General features: G+C 31.7%; 16 protein-coding genes and 1 other annotated feature. Of the genes, 13 read left to right on the top strand and 3 right to left on the bottom strand.

From position 1 onward, the window contains the following. The first annotated feature begins 5 nt into the window (after positions 1-5). From AB8U03_RS11545 to AB8U03_RS11535, 3 genes are all read left to right on the top strand, one after another. Positions 6-791 carry an MBL fold metallo-hydrolase gene (locus tag AB8U03_RS11545; RefSeq protein ID WP_369704705.1) on the top strand — a complete coding sequence of 262 codons (786 nt, stop codon included), beginning with the start codon at positions 6-8 and terminating at the stop codon, positions 789-791. A 17-nt stretch (positions 792-808) separates the two neighbouring features. Then, positions 809-1,375 carry a GerMN domain-containing protein gene (locus AB8U03_RS11540; RefSeq protein ID WP_369704704.1) on the top strand — a complete coding sequence of 189 codons (567 nt, stop codon included), beginning with the start codon at positions 809-811 and terminating at the stop codon, positions 1,373-1,375. A gap of 76 nt (positions 1,376-1,451) precedes the next feature. Beyond that, positions 1,452-1,955: an SEC-C metal-binding domain-containing protein gene (locus AB8U03_RS11535; RefSeq protein WP_369704703.1), complete on the top strand. Its 504-nt coding sequence runs from the start codon at positions 1,452-1,454 to the stop codon at positions 1,953-1,955. 47 nt (positions 1,956-2,002) lie between these two features. On the opposite strand, the gene xdh is transcribed toward AB8U03_RS11535, so the two are convergent. The 3 genes from xdh to AB8U03_RS11520 all read right to left on the bottom strand — a co-directional run bounded on the left by xdh (position 2,003) and on the right by AB8U03_RS11520 (position 7,894). Beyond that, on the bottom strand, positions 2,003-4,570 hold the full coding sequence (gene xdh, locus AB8U03_RS11530) for a selenium-dependent xanthine dehydrogenase (RefSeq protein ID WP_369704702.1): 2,568 nt from the start codon (positions 4,568-4,570) through the stop codon (positions 2,003-2,005). Between the two features lie 160 nt (positions 4,571-4,730). Then, positions 4,731-5,942, bottom strand: coding sequence for a diaminopropionate ammonia-lyase (gene dpaL / locus AB8U03_RS11525; protein WP_369704701.1), 1,212 nt, complete (start codon positions 5,940-5,942; stop codon positions 4,731-4,733). Between the two features lie 197 nt (positions 5,943-6,139). Then, positions 6,140-7,894, bottom strand: coding sequence for a sigma-54-dependent Fis family transcriptional regulator (locus AB8U03_RS11520; RefSeq protein WP_369704700.1), 1,755 nt, complete (start codon positions 7,892-7,894; stop codon positions 6,140-6,142). Positions 7,895-8,259: 365 nt separating this feature from the next. On the opposite strand from AB8U03_RS11520, the gene yqeC reads away from it, so the two are divergent. The 10 genes from yqeC (at position 8,260) to AB8U03_RS11470 (ending at position 17,660) form a co-directional block, all read left to right on the top strand. Continuing rightward, positions 8,260-8,982, top strand: coding sequence for a selenium cofactor biosynthesis protein YqeC (gene yqeC / locus AB8U03_RS11515; protein WP_369704699.1), 723 nt, complete (start codon positions 8,260-8,262; stop codon positions 8,980-8,982). A gap of 25 nt (positions 8,983-9,007) precedes the next feature. Next, positions 9,008-9,583: a molybdenum cofactor cytidylyltransferase gene (gene mocA, locus AB8U03_RS11510; RefSeq protein ID WP_369704698.1), complete on the top strand. Its 576-nt coding sequence runs from the start codon at positions 9,008-9,010 to the stop codon at positions 9,581-9,583. A 12-nt stretch (positions 9,584-9,595) separates the two neighbouring features. Beyond that, the gene (gene yqeB / locus AB8U03_RS11505) at positions 9,596-10,444 is read left to right on the top strand and encodes a selenium-dependent molybdenum cofactor biosynthesis protein YqeB (RefSeq protein WP_369704697.1); all 849 of its coding nucleotides are present in this window, start codon (positions 9,596-9,598) and stop codon (positions 10,442-10,444) included. Then, positions 10,413-11,222, top strand: coding sequence for an XdhC family protein (locus tag AB8U03_RS11500; protein WP_369704696.1), 810 nt, complete (start codon positions 10,413-10,415; stop codon positions 11,220-11,222). Before yqeB ends, AB8U03_RS11500 begins: the two co-directional genes overlap by 32 nt. Positions 11,223-11,359: 137 nt before the next feature. After that, the gene (locus AB8U03_RS11495) at positions 11,360-13,174 is read left to right on the top strand and encodes a DUF4434 domain-containing protein (protein WP_369704695.1); all 1,815 of its coding nucleotides are present in this window, start codon (positions 11,360-11,362) and stop codon (positions 13,172-13,174) included. A gap of 126 nt (positions 13,175-13,300) precedes the next feature. Continuing rightward, positions 13,301-13,549: a binding site (T-box leader), on the top strand. 61 nt (positions 13,550-13,610) lie between these two features. Next, complete coding sequence (asnS, locus tag AB8U03_RS11490; RefSeq protein ID WP_369704694.1) at positions 13,611-15,002, top strand: asparagine--tRNA ligase; 1,392 nt, start codon at positions 13,611-13,613, stop codon at positions 15,000-15,002. 36 nt (positions 15,003-15,038) lie between these two features. Then, complete coding sequence (locus AB8U03_RS11485) at positions 15,039-15,284, top strand: TM1266 family iron-only hydrogenase system putative regulator (RefSeq protein WP_369704693.1); 246 nt, start codon at positions 15,039-15,041, stop codon at positions 15,282-15,284. 250 nt (positions 15,285-15,534) lie between these two features. Further along, the gene (locus AB8U03_RS11480) at positions 15,535-16,017 is read left to right on the top strand and encodes a dUTP diphosphatase (RefSeq protein WP_369704692.1); all 483 of its coding nucleotides are present in this window, start codon (positions 15,535-15,537) and stop codon (positions 16,015-16,017) included. Positions 16,018-16,232: 215 nt separating this feature from the next. Continuing rightward, on the top strand, positions 16,233-16,664 hold the full coding sequence (locus tag AB8U03_RS11475; RefSeq protein ID WP_369704691.1) for a DMT family transporter: 432 nt from the start codon (positions 16,233-16,235) through the stop codon (positions 16,662-16,664). 96 nt (positions 16,665-16,760) lie between these two features. Continuing rightward, complete coding sequence (locus AB8U03_RS11470; RefSeq protein WP_369704690.1) at positions 16,761-17,660, top strand: selenium metabolism-associated LysR family transcriptional regulator; 900 nt, start codon at positions 16,761-16,763, stop codon at positions 17,658-17,660. The last annotated feature ends 58 nt before the right edge of the window (positions 17,661-17,718 follow it).

The raw sequence follows: 17,718 nt of genomic DNA, 5'->3' as shown, positions 1-17,718 counted from the left end.
TTAATATGATTTTTTGTCCTTTGTACAGCGGCAGCAGTGGAAATAGTATATTTTTAGCATCTCATAGTGCTAAAATTTTAATAGACGCAGGTCTTTCCGGGAAAAGTATAGAAAAGGCTCTTGTAAAAATTGGTTACAATCCCAATGAAATAGATGCAATATTAGTTACCCATGAACACATTGATCATATTAAGGGAGTAGGTGTTTTATCTAGAAAATACAATATACCTATATATGCAAATTCTCTTACATGGAAGGCTATGATAAAGTGTATTGGCAAGATAAAGGAAAATAATATTAAAATAATTTCTAATAATTATATAAACATAAAAGACATGGATATAACAAGTTACTCTATATCTCATGATGCTGTAGATCCTTATGGCTATGCAATTAATTGCGGCAATAAAAGAGCCTGTGTAGCAACAGACTTAGGATTTATTTCAGAAAGAACTAAATCTATATTGAAAAATTCAGATGTATTACTTTTAGAAAGCAATCATGATGTAGAAATGCTAAAATTTGGTCCATATCCTTATGAGCTGAAAAGAAGAATTTTAAGTAAAATAGGTCATTTATCCAATGATGATTGTGGAAAAGCTATATTGGATATTTTAAATGGCAGATTTAAAAGGATTATCTTAGGACATTTAAGCAAGACAAACAATTATCCTGAGTTAGCCTACCAAACTGTAGTAACTACTTTAAACGAGGCTGGTGTTAAATTAAATATAGATGTAAATATATCTATGGCGAAACGTGATGGGCCTAGCAATTTTATAAATTTTTAATAAAAAGGTGATAAGATATGAAAAAAATCTTTAACATATTACTATGTTCTACAATTGCGTTTTCTAGCTTAACACTGACTGCCTGTGAAAAAAAAGATAACTTAAGCATGAACAATAAACAGAAAGAAAAAGATATAGTTCTTTCAAAAGAAAAAACTAATTTATTGGATTTAGATATTTATTTCAATTCTTCAGATAAATCAAATACTGTTGAAATGACAAAAGAAAGTAGAGTCATAAAAAAAGATGAGCTGTTAGCTGAAACAATAGTGAACGAATTAATAAAAGGTCCCTCTGTGAACAGCAAATTAACTCCTATACTTCCTAAAGATAGCAGGATTATAAGCATCTCAATAAAAGATAATATTGCTTATTTGGATCTAAGTAAAGAAGCTAATATCAAAATGACCTATACTAGAGAAGAAGCTTGTTTAAAGAGTATAATTTTTTCTCTTGAACAACTTCCTACTATAAAAAAAGTTAAAATTTTTATAGATAATAAGGACTCCAACGTTTGGGGAAACAATTTCAACTTGTCCAAACCCATTGGAAAAAGTGATATAGAACATTCAGGTAGAAACTAAATACTACTTATTTAAAATTTATTTTCAAACTTTGAGAGGAGGTACTGCTGCTAAAATATATGCAGCAGGATAAAATATGAATTTGTATAAAGAATGGACAGACATGGTAGTAAATTTTGTAAAGGAAAAAGGTGAAGCTGCTTTCTGGCGAGAATACGGTTCGATTGAAAAAAATATTTATATGGAAATATTATCTCAACATGACTCTACCATAAGTGGAACAATAAAAGATCTAGCTGAAAAATTTAAAACTTCATCAATATTTTTTACAGGATTTTTAGATGGAATAAATCAAAGTATTAAAAAACCTTTAGAATTAGAAAACTTGGAGGAAATCTCGACTATTGACATAGAGATTGATTTTGAAAAACTATACTATAACATGTTAGATGCAAAGGCTGATTACCTATATAAACTTCCCCAATGGAATTCTATCTTTTCGGAAGAAAAAAGAAGGGAAATTCATAAAAGCTGGGTTGCTTCTAAAACAATAATCAATAAAAACAAAATAGGTAGAAATGACCCCTGCCCATGTGGAAGTGGTAAAAAATATAAACATTGCTGCGGAAAAAATAATTAGTAAAAAATCCTTGCACAATTTAATTTGTGTAAGGATTTCATTATAGCTTAAAATTTGCCTCTAATATTTTTTCTATAAGCTGTATCTTCTAGCGGCAGCTTAGTTCTAAATTTCCCATCTAACTTGAAATAAGCTCCCTGAATCGCTGGTGCTGTGGGAATACAGGTTATTTCTCCTATTCCCTTGGCTCCGCATGCGAGGAAAGAATTATTACCCTGTATTATTATAGTTTCTATTTCTGGAACTTTTGGTGCTCTAAAAAGTCCTAAAGTCCCAAATTTAGCTGTAGGTACTGAATTTTTCAATGGATAATCCTCCGTAAGTGCATATCCAAGTCCCATTACAACTCCACCTTCTATCTGGCCTTCAATATTAGTTGGATTTATGGCCTTCCCTACATCGTGAGCAGCTATTATCTTTTCAACTACTCCTTTTTCATCTAAAACTGCTACTTGAGTTGCATAACCATATGCTACATGGCTTATAGGATTAGGTTTATCTGAATTTATTGGATCTGTAACTCCCGAATACTCTGCATAAAAATCCCTACCTTCCAACTCTTTGACTGATTTACTTTTCAAGGCTTTCTTAAGTTTTAACGCTACTAACCTAGTGGCTTCTCCTGTAAAAACAGTTTGCCTTGAGGCAGTAGTCGTACCTGAATCAGGTGTAATCTCAGTATCTGGAGAGTCCACTGTTACATCACATGGAGAGATACCTGCAGTTTCACAAAGTACTTGAGTAACCATAGTAGCAAGACCCTGGCCTATACAAGCTGCACTAGTTCTTATATGCACCTTACCATCTATTATAGTCAATCCACATCTACCTATATCCGGAAGTCCTACTCCTATACCACTGTTTTTAAAACAACTGGCTATTCCGGTATAAGGATATTTTTCATATTCATCTTTTACTGCCAGAAGAGTTTGTTTAAAAGCTACATCATCTCCTGCCACTTGCCCATTAGGAAGTACCTCACCTGGTTCAATGGCATTTTTATATCTGATCTCCCAAGGTGATATACCAACTTTTTGTGCCAGTAAATTCAAATTACATTCTATAGCAAAGACAGATTGGGTGACTCCAAATCCTCTAAAAGCCCCTCCTGGAGGATTATTTGTATACACTGCAGTTCCCTCAACCTCTACATTTTGATAATTATAAGGTCCTCCTGCATGTGTACAAGCTCTTTGAAGCACAGGTCCTCCAAGAGAGGCGTAGGCACCGGTATCAGATATAATCTTTGCTTTCAAAGCTGTTAAAATTCCTTTCTCATCACATGATGTTGTAAATTCCATTTCCATAGCATGTCTTTTAGGGTGTATAATGATACTTTCTCTACGACTTAAAGTGACTTTAACTGGTTTTTTAGTATACCAAGCTAGAAGAGCTGCATAATGTTGAACGCTCATATCTTCCTTTCCGCCAAATCCTCCACCAACATATTTGCTAATTACCCTCACTCTTTCAGGAGCCAAACCTAAGATATTGGAGATTTCCCTACGATCATCATATACTCCCTGTGTTCCGGTATACACTTTAACCCCATCACCATAAGGCATAGCCAGCGAGGACTCCGGCTCTAAAAAAGCATGTTCTGTAAAAGGTACTGAATACCTTTGGTTAACTACATACTTGGATTTTGATATAACTTCATCCGCATTGCCTCTTTTCAAGACTTCTCTTGAAAGTACATTCCCTTTAGGGTGCACCTTAGAAGCACCTTCTTCCATAGCTCTTTCCGGAGAAATCAATGGTTCTAATTCTTCATACTCCACCCGAATTAGATCTAGGGCTTTTTGTAAAGCTTCTTTGGTTTCTGCTGCAACTAAGGCAACAGAATCACCCAAATATCTGGTTTCTTCCCCCACTGCAATCATAACTGGCCAGTCACTTATTATATGACCTGAATATCTTTCGCCTGGTATATCCTTAGCTGTAAGCACTGCCTCAACACCAGGATACTTCTCAGCCTCAGTTGTATCTATCGACTTTACTAAAGCTCTAGGGTATTTACTTCTTAAAGCCGAGCCATATAACATTCCATCTACATACATGTCTCCTGCATATTGTGCTGTACCTAATGTTTTATTTCTTGCATCAACTCTGTATATTCGTTCTCCAACAAGTCCCTTAAAATTCCTTTTAGGGGGCTCAATTCTCTCTCTAAAAGCTTTTGCTGCCATACTTATAGCTTTTTCTATTTTTACATATCCAGTACATCTGCATATATTACCACTAATAGCTGTTTTTATATCTTTAGGCGTTGGATTCAAATTTTTGTTTATAAGGGATTTAGCACTTATAACCATTCCAGGAATACAGAATCCGCATTGTACTGCTCCAGCTTCGGAAAAGGCCCACGCAAATATTTCTTTTTCTCTCTGAGTGAACCCTTCAATAGTTGTTATATTTTTGCCTTCTACTTTAGACAAAGTAAATAGACATGCCCTTGCAGCCTTATGGTCGATTAATACCATACAAGCTCCACAGGCACCTTCACCACACCCATTTTTTACTGACGTCAACCTTTCATTATCTCTTAGATAATCTAATAGCTTTTTATCTTCATTTACAACCTTTTCAACTCCATTTAAAATGAACTTATACATATTATTCTCCTCTTTAACACCTTTAAAAAATATATCAAAATAAAATTTTATATATAAAAAGAGGAGTATAATTTTATACCTGCAATTGCTCTCCTCTTTTTAACATTCATTGCTGATTTTTCATTTCATAACTACTTATTATATATACAATCTCTATGGATTACAAACTCTGGTAGTCTCCATCCCATACTATCTTTCTATATTTATCTGGATCCGTATCACCCTCTGTACTAAATAAAAGTACTTTTGAATTTTCATCTAATCCTAATTCTTCCCTAAGTCCCTTTAAATCATCTCTTGTCATTATTGAGCATAAAAGACCTGTTGTAACAGCTCCTGATTCTCCTGAAATAACTTTATTATCTCCTCTCAATGGATTTCCAAGAACTCTCATTCCTTTGGCAGTAACCCAATCTGGACATGCTACAAATTCACTGCTATAAGACTTTAAAACTTCCCAGCCTATGGTATTTGCTTCTCCACAAGCAAGTCCTGCCATTATAGTTGGCATATCCCCACCAACTGACCTTACCTTTCCATCGTTTGCCACTGCAGATTTGTATAAACAAGCTGCTTCATCTGCTTCCACTACAACTGTTTTAGGGCAATCATCTCCAAATACAGAAGCAAAGAAACCCTGAACTGAACCCGCAAGGGATCCAACTCCAGCCTGTATGAATATATGAGTAGGTCTTTCAACTTTTAATTTTCTCAATTGCTCCAAAGCTTCCAGTGACATAGTTCCATAACCTTGCATTATCCATGTTGGTATTTTTTCATAACCTTCCCAGGCAGTATCCTGAACCATAACCCATCCATTTTTTTCAGCATTTTTATTAGCCAGTCTAACTGCATCGTCATAATTTAAATCAGTAATTGTAACATCTGCCCCTTCATTTTTTATGTTCTGAAAACGATTGTTAGATGAGCCTTTTGGCATGTATACAACTGATTTTTGTTTTAATTGAGACGCTGTCCATGCAACTCCACGTCCGTGATTTCCATCAGTAGCAGTTATAAAAGTTATTTCTCCCAGCTCTTTTCTTATTTTATCAGAGGTGATTTCTTTATAGCCTAGTTCTGAAATATCTTTATTAAGCCTTTGAGCCAAATAACTGCCCATTGAAAAAGATCCTCCAAGAACTTTAAATGCATTTAATCCAAAACGATAGGATTCATCTTTTACATATATACCACCTACTCCAATTTTCTTTGCCAGATTATCCAAATTAACTAAAGGCGTTTCTGAATATTGAGGGAAGCTTTCATGAAATTCTTTAACCCTTTTAATTTCATTTTGACTTAAAAATTCCACGGACTTTTTTTCCTCTACTTTAATAGTGTTTTTTTTCCATAATATTTTCTTATCCATTTTGTTTATGTCTCCTCTTCGCAATAACTTTTTTATATAACTTAAAATAAAAGCAATAATCATTCCATAACAATTTAAGAAGAACTTTATACAAATCCATACCTAAAATCCAACAGATCTAAACTGCAAAATACTTTAGAAAAAAAATATCAATTATCATTATGATATTTTTTTTCATAATGATAACTGATAAAAATTCACTTTATATTTTCTAACTTCCTGTACAGGGTTGCTATACCTATACCCAATTTTTTTGCCGCCCTTTGTTTACCTTTTGTATCGGATCCATATATGTCCAGAGCTCTTAATATATATTTTTTTTCAACTTCTTTAAGTGGTTCTATTAATTTACATGATGAATCATTGCCATCCAATTGTTCCTTATAATTCAATATAGTTTCAGGAAGCATATCCTCAGTCAAAACTCCACTTTCATCCGACATATTTATCATAAATTCTATAGTATTTTCTAATTCTCTTACATTGCCTGGCCAGGGATAGTTTATTAAAAACCGCTTTGCTTTATTATCAATAGTATGAATACAATTATTAAAAATATAATCATATTTTTCAATTATGTTCATAGCAAGCATTTCTATGTCTTCTTTCCTATACCTAAGTGGCGGTACCTCCATAGGTATAACATTAAGACGATAATACAGATCCTCTCTAAACTTATTTTCCCTTATAAGCTTTTTTAAATCTCTATTAGTAGCAGCTATAACACGTATATCCAAATTCATAAGCTGATTGGATCCTATTCTGACTATTTTTTTCTCTTGAATCACCCTTAATATTTTAACTTGTAAATACAAAGGCATATCTCCAATTTCATCTAAAAATATTATACCTCCATTGGCCAATTCAAACTTCCCTATTCTTCCCCTGGGATCTGCTCCACTGAAAGCACCTCTTGCATATCCAAACAATTCACTTTCCAAAAGAGTGTCTGGTATGGCTCCGCAATTTATTGCTATAAAAGGTTTGTCTCTCCTGTCACCTTCAGAATGTATAGCCTTAGCAATCAATTCTTTTCCTGTACCACTTTCTCCTGTTATAAGTACCGTTGATTTAGAAAAAGCCATTTTCTTTATTTTATCTTTTAATTTAATCATCAACTTGGACTTTCCTATAATATCATCAACTTTAATTTTCTGCGTTTTTGCCACTTTATACATCTCAGTCTTTAACTTTCGTATTTTATCAAATATAAATATCTTATCATAGAAAGGCAACCTCGGAGAAACTGGAATCAATTGTCCCATTAAATACAACTTTTTTCCATTCATTATGACTGTATACACTTCCGTACCTGCTATATACTCATTGGTAGCAGTTATCTGTATACTATGTTTAAATCTTCCCGAATTTACATCAAGCTGATCCATGGCACTACTGTTCATATGGACGATCTCATTTTTATCATTCATAACTACTACACCTTTATCCATAGAATCCATAATCTGCTTTAAAAGGTTTATCATCATATTGTTTCTCTTATTTTCAAAATGAGCATATACTTTAGAACTTATAAAATCTGCAATTTGTTCTAAAATTTCCAGATAAGATTTTATATTCTTTTTTACCCTGTGTTTTTGTTCATCATCTGAACATATAAATCCTATAACCCCAATAATCTTTTTTTCATAAATTATAGGCATAGACACCTGCATTTTCTCAATGCAATGTTTTCTATTATCACAGTTTTTACACAAAAAATTCTTACCCGGATTTTCTATTATTTGTCTTTCTCCAGTTTTCAAAACGTGATCATATACATACCCTTCTGTTGAAATATCTTCATCCGTCTTTTCACCATATATGCCTGTACCTGCAATTCTTAAAAAATTCTTATCCACTATTTCCACATCTACATTTATTGTATTTGAAATTATATTTGCATACTTAACAACTGTAGGTTGTATTTGTTTTAAAACAGAAGCTTCCCTCATACATTAATCCCTCGCAAATCTAAAAATCCCACTCCTATAGAGCAAAAATTATCAGTTTGATATGTATTTATACTAAAAATATAACTTAATTATATTATACACTATAGCAGTACTAAATTTATCAAATATATATGCAATTATCAGTTTGATAATAAAAATCTGTTAAAGGTCTTCTATAAAGTAGTTTTTCATAATTGTAAATTTATATTTACAATTTACCAACAACCCTTCATTTTATCTCAGCCTACCATGTATGATTCCCCATGTTAATAGTTAAATACAGTATTTTGGGTATACTTATTGCTTATAATTAATAAAAATCAAAATATACATTTACCATGCTGATAATCGGGGTGTTAAAAATATTGTTGAAAGATTTATTAAATGTATATAAAAATTGTGTTGTATCAATAGTTGGAGCTGGAGGCAAAACCTCTTTTATGTTTAATTTGGCACAAGAACTTAAACCGGACAATAAAGTATTATTATCTACTACTACAAAAATTTATGTTCCTACTATAAAACAGTATGACTTTATGTCCATTGGTAAAAAAAACTTTCTGCGTTGCTGTACATCTTCTAAAAAAGGTATTTATATTTACGGCAATGCTATAAATAATGAGACAAAAATAACAGGACTGAATGAAGAAGTATTGCTAAAAAAGCTTTATGATTTTGACTATATACTAATAGAAGCAGATGGTTCAAAAGGCAAACCACTTAAAGGCTGGAGGGAAAATGAACCTGTGATCTTTAAGGGCACAAATATGACTGTGGGAATAATTGATATAACCTGCTTAGGTAAGAAAATTAATTCAAATAATATTCATAGAGTAGATAAGTTCTTGGAAATAACTCACTCTCACTTAAACGAAAAGGTCTCATTAAATCATTTGCTCCCACTTATACTTCATCCTAATGGTTTATTTAAAAAAGCATTAGGTGAGAAAATTTTATTCATTAATAAGGTTGAGGATACAAATTTAACAGTACTTTCAAAAATATTATCAGAAAATATTAAAGCTCACAATTATATAAATAAGATAATCGTGGGCAGTTTAAAAAACAGAACTTACCAAATACTTTAATCATGATTTATAAGGGAGGTTATAGATGATTAATGCTATTATAATGGCTTCAGGATATTCTTCTAGAATGGGTACTAATAAGCTGCTTCTACCGTACAAAGGTAAACCATTGCTTGAGCATACCATTGATGCCATAACAAATTGTACTTTTAGACAAATCATTTTAATCGCCAAAGATGCACAGGTGATAAACTTGGCTGAAAAAAAAGGTTTACGAATTGTAAAAAATCATAAAGCTTATATTGGACAAAGCCAATCCATAAAGCTTGGAATTATAAATTCGCCTTCCGCTGATGGGTATATGTTTTTCACAGGTGATCAACCTATGTTAACTTCGGATATTATAAATGCCTTAATAGAATGTTTTAAAATTCATAAACATTCTATTATAGTACCTAGGTTTAAACTTGAACTTGGTTCTCCTGTTATTTTTTCTAAAGATTACATAAATAAACTTTTAAATTTAACTGAAGACACTGGTGGAAAATCTATAATAAATAAAAATATTGATAAAGTAATCTTTTTAAAATTAAAAAATAAATATCCTATTTTCGATATTGATACACCAGATGATTATAAAACTATGTTAAATATAAAATAAGGGTGGTTTATCATGTATACTGATATTGTCGTAATTCGAGGAGGGGGCGATATTGCTTCAGGGACCATCCAAAAGCTTCATAGATGTGGTTTTAAAGTACTGGTCTTGGAAGTGAAAAAGCCTACTTCTATCAGAAGATTAGTATCTTATGGTGAAGCAATATATGAGGGTGAAGTTACAATAGAGGGAATTACAGCCATATATATAAAAGACATAAAAAATATATATAAGGCATGGATAAATAATAAAATTCCTATAATTGTAGATCCCCACTGTAATTGTTTAAATACCATAAAACCTAAGATCCTGGTTGATGCAATACTGGCCAAGAAAAATTTGGGCACAAATATAAATATGGCAGATATAACTATAGCCTTAGGTCCTGGTTTTAAAGCAGGTGAAGATGTAAATGTAGTTATTGAAACCATGAGAGGACATAATCTAGGAAGAATTATTTATAGTGGAGGTGCTATGCCAAACACAGGATACCCCGGGAACATAATGGGATTTTCTAAAGAAAGAGTAATATATAGCCCCTGCGATGGAACTATAAAAAACATTAAGGAAATTGGTGATTTAGTAAAAAAAGGTACTGATATAGCTATTATAGATAATGTGGAAATCAAGGCTCCATTGACTGGTGTGCTTAGAGGAATTATAAGAAACAATAGTACTGTAATCAAGGGACTTAAAATAGCAGATGTGGATCCGAGAGCTACAGAGAAAAAAAATTGCTTTACAATTTCTGATAAAGCAAGAAATATTGCAGGAGGAGTATTGGAGGCTATTTTATGCCTGAAAAATAATAAATTGAAGGTAGGTAGTTATTGTGGAAGACAAAATATTAAAGCAAATTTATGAAAGCCTTTATAGAGGAGAACCAGTGGCTTTAGCCATTATAACAAATATAAAAGGCTCTACTCCAAGAAAATCCGGCTCAATAATGGCAGTATGGAAAGATGGAAGGATCTCAGGCTCAGTAGGTGGAGGACCCATGGAACATAAAATAATATTAAAATCTATAGAATGTATAAAAGAAAATACACAAAAAGAATTTTCCTATAATCTAACTGAAAATGGAGAATTAGATGCGCGATGTGGAGGAGAACTGCATGGATTTATAAAATTATTTACACCTAAACCTAAGCTTATCATAGCGGGCGCAGGACATATTGGAAAATACCTATTTAAATTTGGTAAGCTATTAGGATTTCACACTGCAATATTTGACGACAGAGAAGAGTTTACAAATGATGACTTTTTTAAGGATTCAGATGAAATAGTACAGGGAGACATAGGTGAAAACCTATCTAAATACCCCATAGATAAATCAACTTATGTTATAATAGTAACTAAAGGACATAAAGATGATTTCAAGGCGCTAAAAGCTGTTGTCCTAAAGGATACCGCTTATACGGGAATGATAGGGAGCACTAAAAAAATCCTATTCATACTAAATAAATTAATTGAAGAGGGCGTACCAAAAAATACATTGGAAAAAGTATATACTCCCATAGGACTTAATATTGCCTCAGAAAAGCCAGAGGAAATAGCTTTTAGCATTTTAAGTGAAATACTGTTGGTTAAAAACAAAGGTTCACTGGAACATTCGAAAGATATAAAAAAGATAAACTTATAAATAAAATATTTTCTTACTTGCAGGAGAGTAAACCTTTTAAAGGTTTACTCTTTTTTATTTTATATGTTATTATGTTAATATTTGAATATAGAACACATTTCATTATTTTTAAAATTAAGAAAGGGAAATCTATTATCATGTGGAATAAAAAACATATATCCATAACTTTAATTATAGCAATTTTTATTTTTACATTTATTTATTTTAACAGTCCTCTTAGATCCAGCAAAAATTATCCAATAGTAACTGGATCTTTTATACAGTTGGATATGACACAGCATTGGGACAACGCTCATTGGAAAAAGGAATTAAGCTACCTTAAAGATAACAAAATGAGATATATCGTAATAACAAACGTTTCTCAAACTCAAGGAAATATAACCGAAACCTGTTATAAAAATAATATTGCCGGATATAAAAAAATATATGGAAATGTAGATCCTGTAGAATTGTGTTTAAAAAATGCGGAAAATTTAAATCTGAAGGTTTTTATAGAGCCCAATTTCAATAGTGACTGGTGGCAGATACCAGCAGATAATTATCTTTGGCTAAATTCTCAGATGGAGCGGTCTAATATTATAGCTGATGATCTATATAAAAAGTATCATTCTAAATATCCAGATGCTTTTTATGGGTGGTACTTCCCCTATGAAATTGACAACGCCAGATTTAATAAAACCAGTGAATTCGGTAATCTTGCCAATGCCATTAACATTCACTTAAATTATCTTGATTCAAAGGGGGAACATCTACCAGTTCTATTATCTCCATTTATGAATTCATCTGCTGGTACTTCAAAAGAGTATTCTGCTAACTGGCAGTATCTATTTTCAAAAACCAATTTTAAAAGTGGAGACATATTTTGTCCGCAGGACTGTGTAGGCAGCGGAAGATTGAACCTGGATGAGGTTAATTCCTGGTATACTTCCCTGAGAAAAGCCGTAGATAAAAAACCGGGAATGTTATTTTGGGCAAATGCCGAAAGTTTTGACTATGTAAATAACTCCAGTGCACTTCTAAATAGGTTTTTAAAACAGCTCACATTAGAAAGTCCTTGTGTAGACAATATAATATGCTTTTCCTATAGTCATTATTACAGTCCTGATAATATAGACGGCGGATTTAATGAGGCATACTCATATTATGTAAAAAAAGGAAAGCTGCCTGATAAAAAATTAGACAATCCTCAAGACCTAGCTGTGGCAATTATAGAAAAAAATAAATTTAAGATAACCTGGTCATCCCCTAAGCATACGGATAACATATGTGGTTATGAAATATATAGAGATAATATTTTGATTTCAAGAATTATGGTTCAGAGAAAATACGGTGGTAACCCTAAAGATTTTTCCAAAACTATTATAGACACACCTCTATTAAAACAAAATATAAAATTCCATACTTACACAGTAAAGTCCCTGGGATTTTCCGGTAATGTTTCAAAGCCATCAAATTCAGCAGCAGTTAAAGTAGATGCCATCAATAAATTGCCACATTTGGTTTCTAAAAATTGCAGCTACTCTATTATACCTTTGCCTGATGAAAAGTATAATGACATAAGCTTTACCAAACTTACGGATGGTAAATACTCCTCTGTTAATTCAGTAAAAGACAAGGCTTTTGTAGGATGGTATAATGATCCTATAGATATAGATATAGATTTAGGCAAAATAGAATCAGTACAGCAATTTATGGTAAGCTACCTTAGAGACCCTATACCTTGGGCTGAACTTCCTGAAAGAGCTTCCATTGCCGTATCTAAAGATGGAATAAATTTCACTCCAGTAGGACTTTTAAGAATACCTTCCGTACCTTTTTCGGACAGACATGGTTCAAAGTATCCAATATACCTCACTTTAGATAAACCTGTAAATGCCCGATATGTAAAGCTTACTTCCGTTACTAAACCAAATTATTATACCTTTATAGATGAATTTGAAATAAGGAATTGATCCAAATGCAAATGTTTTTGAATCATTTAAAATTTTATATTTTATAATTATTGACAATAGATCTTATAAACATTATAATTTTAAAATGAAGATTCATAATTTTGCATAGATAAAATCATTTAAATTTATAAAACTATGAAGAGAAGAGTAAATATAGAAACTATTCAAAGCGAATTGGTCATGGTGAAAGTCCAATATAAGTCTATATTGAAGAACATCTCGGAGTTTCTAACCGAAATTCTTTGGGAAAGTAGGCTTAGAGGTATTCAACACCTTAATGTGAAAGATAATAAAATACACTTTTTTATCTTGAGGTTGGTCATGTTTCATGACAAATTGGGTGGTACCGCGAATATAAAGTCTTTCGTCCCTTTGAGGATGAAAGACTTTTTTATTAACAATTTAAAAATATAACATATTTACGGAGGAGGAAATTATGGAAACAACATTAATAAAATCTCTGTATAGAGAAACTAAAAAATTTACAGATAAAAATATTCAAATTTCAGGTTGGATTAGGACTATACGAGATTCTAAATCATTTGGTTTTATAGAATTAAATGATGGATCATTTTTTAAAAATATTCAAATAGTCTTTGACGATACGCTTGAAAACTTTAAACAAATATCAAAATTGGCCATTAGCTCATCACTTTCCGTAGAAGGTGTATTGGTTCTTACTCCAGATGCAAAACAACCTTTTGAACTTAGAGCTAATAAAATAGTATTAGAAGGTAATTCGGCCTCAGATTATCCGCTGCAAAAGAAAAGACATACTCTTGAATATTTAAGAACTATAGCTCATTTAAGGCCTAGAAGCAATACTTTCTCTGCAGTATTTAGAGTCCGTTCTGTTGCGGCTTATGCAGTTCATAAATTTTTTCAGGAAAGAAATTTTGTATATGCCAATACTCCCATAATAACAGGCAGTGACTGTGAAGGTGCTGGTGAAATGTTTAAAGTAACTGCCATGGATTTAAATAACATACCAAAGAAAGATGATGGAACTGTAGATTTCTCCAAGGATTTCTTTGGTAAAGAAACAAATTTAACTGTAAGCGGCCAGCTGTCTGCTGAGACCATGGCTCTAGCCTTTAGAAATGTATATACCTTTGGTCCTACATTTAGAGCTGAGGACTCAAATACAGCAAGGCATGCCGCTGAATTCTGGATGATAGAACCCGAAATGGCCTTCGCCGAACTAAAGGATTATATGGATGTAGCCGAAGATTTGGTAAAGTATATAATACATTATGTACTGGAAAATGCTCCTGAGGAGATGTCATTCTTTAATTCCTTCATAGACAAAACCCTATTTGATAGACTAGATAACGTAGCTAACTCAAGCTTTGGAAGAATAACCTATACTGAAGCTGTGGATATTCTCAAAAAAAGCGGGCAGAAATTTCAATATCCCGTGGAATGGGGAATTGATCTTCAAACAGAACATGAAAGATACTTAACTGAGAAAGTATTTAATAAACCTATATTTGTCACTGATTATCCAAAGAAGATAAAAGCTTTCTACATGAGAGAGAATGAGGATGGCAAGACAGTGGCTGCAGCCGATTTATTAGTGCCAGGGGTAGGTGAAATAGTTGGAGGAAGTCAGAGAGAAGAAAGATATGATGTACTTGAAAGAAGAATAGAGGAGCTTGGTCTTAATAAAAAAGATTACTGGTGGTATTTAGAACTTAGAAAGTATGGCGAAACAAAACATTCAGGTTTTGGCCTAGGATTTGAAAGGATACTCATGTATATGACTGGAATGTCTAACATAAGAGACGTAATTCCATTCCCTAGGACAACTGGTTCTGCTGAATTTTAATATGAAGATAAATATTTAATTTAAGGAGGAACTCCTGTGGATAAAAGAATTGGCGTGGTTGCTATAGTGGTAGAAGATCTTGAAAATGCCTCAATAGTGAATGATATACTTCATTCTTTTGCAAGTATCATAGTTGGAAGATTGGGTATTCCCTATAGAGAAAGAAATGTTTCCATTATATCAACAATAGTGGATGGCAGCTCGGATGAAATAAGTGCCATGACCGGGAAGTTGGGGAAAATAAATGGGATAACAGTAAAGACTGCTATAACTAAGAAGTAAATGTAATTTACAAATTGACACCTTTAAACTAATAAAACTTCTATAATTTTTCATAAAATTGTAGAAGTTTTATTAGTTGTGTATTTATGTATTAAATTTTTGAAAAAAATATTTAAAATTTTTACTGTAACCGGTTGCACATTGTTTCAATATTTATTAAATTTCGTTAAAATATAATATATAGGAAAAGTAATTATAAAAATTTTTTTTCAATAATCACATGAATATAGAAAGGAAAGGAAGCCTATTTATGAATCTTATGAAATTATTTGAATTACAAGAAAATTTGGATCAGAGAATTGGAAAAGGCATTTCTATTGATAAAACCTCTTTAATTTCAAAAAAAACCCTTGCTCTTCAAGTAAAAATGGCTCAACTGGCTAATGAAACCCGATGTTTTAATTTTTGGAGTAATAATAAAACTATAAATAAGGACTTAATTTTAAAAAGCTATGTAAATTCTCTATGTTTTATGTTAACTTTAGGTATTGAGAAAGGATTTACCGATATTTCAATAAAAATAAAACCCAATGAATATGATATAACATCTCAATTTCTAAACTTATACATTGATATAAATGATTTTGTAATATCTTCTTCTAAAGATCATTACATAACTTTATTTGAAGATTTTATAAGTTTAGGAAACAAGCTGGGTTTCTCCTTAAAAGAAATAGAAAATGCTTATTATTATAATAATTCTTTTTTAATAAAAAAATCTGGATGTTATTAACCTCAAATATTCTCAAGATTTTATATCTTGAGAATATTTTTTTATTCGATGGATACCATTGCTTATGAGTAACCCCCACCTGAACCTAAGAATCAGTTGATTATACAATATTTTCTTTTAATACTTTCATGTTTCATAAATGAATTTATTAGATATATAAATTTAAATAATATAAATTTGTTATGGTTAAACTAACCTTTGGAAGGTGATAATTTATGTTTGGCATATTATATTCAATAATAGCTGGAATAAGTATGAGTATTCAAGGAGTCTTTAATACCAGACTTAGCGAAAAAATAGGTCTATGGGCTACCAATGCAATAGTTCAAGGTATTGGTTTTATAATAACACTCATAATAGTTTTATTAGTTGGAAAAGGAAGTTTTCAAAACATAAACCACTGCAGAAAATTATATCTCTTTGGTGGCGTCCTGGGAGTAATTATAACTTTTACTGTAATGCAGGGGATTAAATCTCTGGGCACAACCCATTCTATTGCAATAATACTTGTATCTCAGCTGCTAGCAGCAGCTTTAATTGATTTTTTTGGTCTGTTTGATTCCCCCAAAATCAATTTTACTCTAAATAAAATAGCAGGAGTAATAATTATGATTATAGGTATATTAGTGTTAAAATGGAAAGGTTGATAAATATATTAGACTAATCTTAAAGGTAACTATATAATTAATACAGGAACTTTAAATGATTAAATAAAACAGCTTATTTTGGGGGGATACTTAAAAATGGATTTTAAACAAATAGATGCTTTTATAAATGTAGCTAAGTTTAAAAGTTTTTCAAAGGCTGCGAACTCCATATTTTTATCACAACCTGCTATCAGCTCTCATATTGCTACTCTTGAAAAAGAACTAAAAGTACAACTTTTTGACAGAACTTCAAAGGAGGTAGTATTAACTCCTGCCGGTGAATCTTTTTTAAAATTTGCCATAGAAATCTTAAACACCCGTGATAAAGCCATACATACCTTAGTAAACTTTAATGAAACTATAAGCGGCAAGCTTAAATTAGCTGCCAGTACAACACCCTGCAACGCTATAGTTCCTTCTTTAATAAAAAAATTTCATGACATATATCCTGATGTAACTTTTGACGTTGTAGAATTAAACTCTGCCCAGATAATTAAAAATATAATAAGATTTGACTATGAAATTGGTCTAGTGGGAGAACAAGTAAATGATGAAAAAATTAAAAGTTATAAATTAGCTAAGGATGAATTAGTTATCATATCTCATCCTTCACTTAATATTCCAGATATTATAGACATAGCTTCGCTTTTTAAATATAATTTTGTATTACGTGAAAAAGGTTCTGCCACTAGAAAAACTTTTGAGGATATTCTTCAACAAAATGGATACAATATTTCCAATATAAATTCATATTTTGAGGTAAATAATTTAGATACACTTGTTCAATTTGTAAAAAAAGGATTGGGTATATCTGTAGTTTCAAACCAAGTATTCAGAGATTATATATCTTTGGGACTCATAAGAGAAAGCAAATTGAACAATATATCTCTAAACAGATCAATATATTTAATTTTAAGTTCCAAGAGGACTCTTACTCCAACAGCAAAAGCATTTTTCAATTTGTGCAAAAAGACCTTTAACATCAAGGAAGATTGATTTTATTATCAGATAACTACTTTCGTCTTTAATTATTTTCAACCATGGCACATATATT

The sequence above is a fragment of the Clostridium moutaii genome, assembly GCF_041205085.1.
GTDB lineage: Bacteria > Bacillota > Clostridia > Clostridiales > Clostridiaceae > Clostridium_B > Clostridium_B moutaii.
Note: the sequence above shows the minus strand (reverse complement) of the source record. Positions and strands in the feature narration are given on the sequence as shown.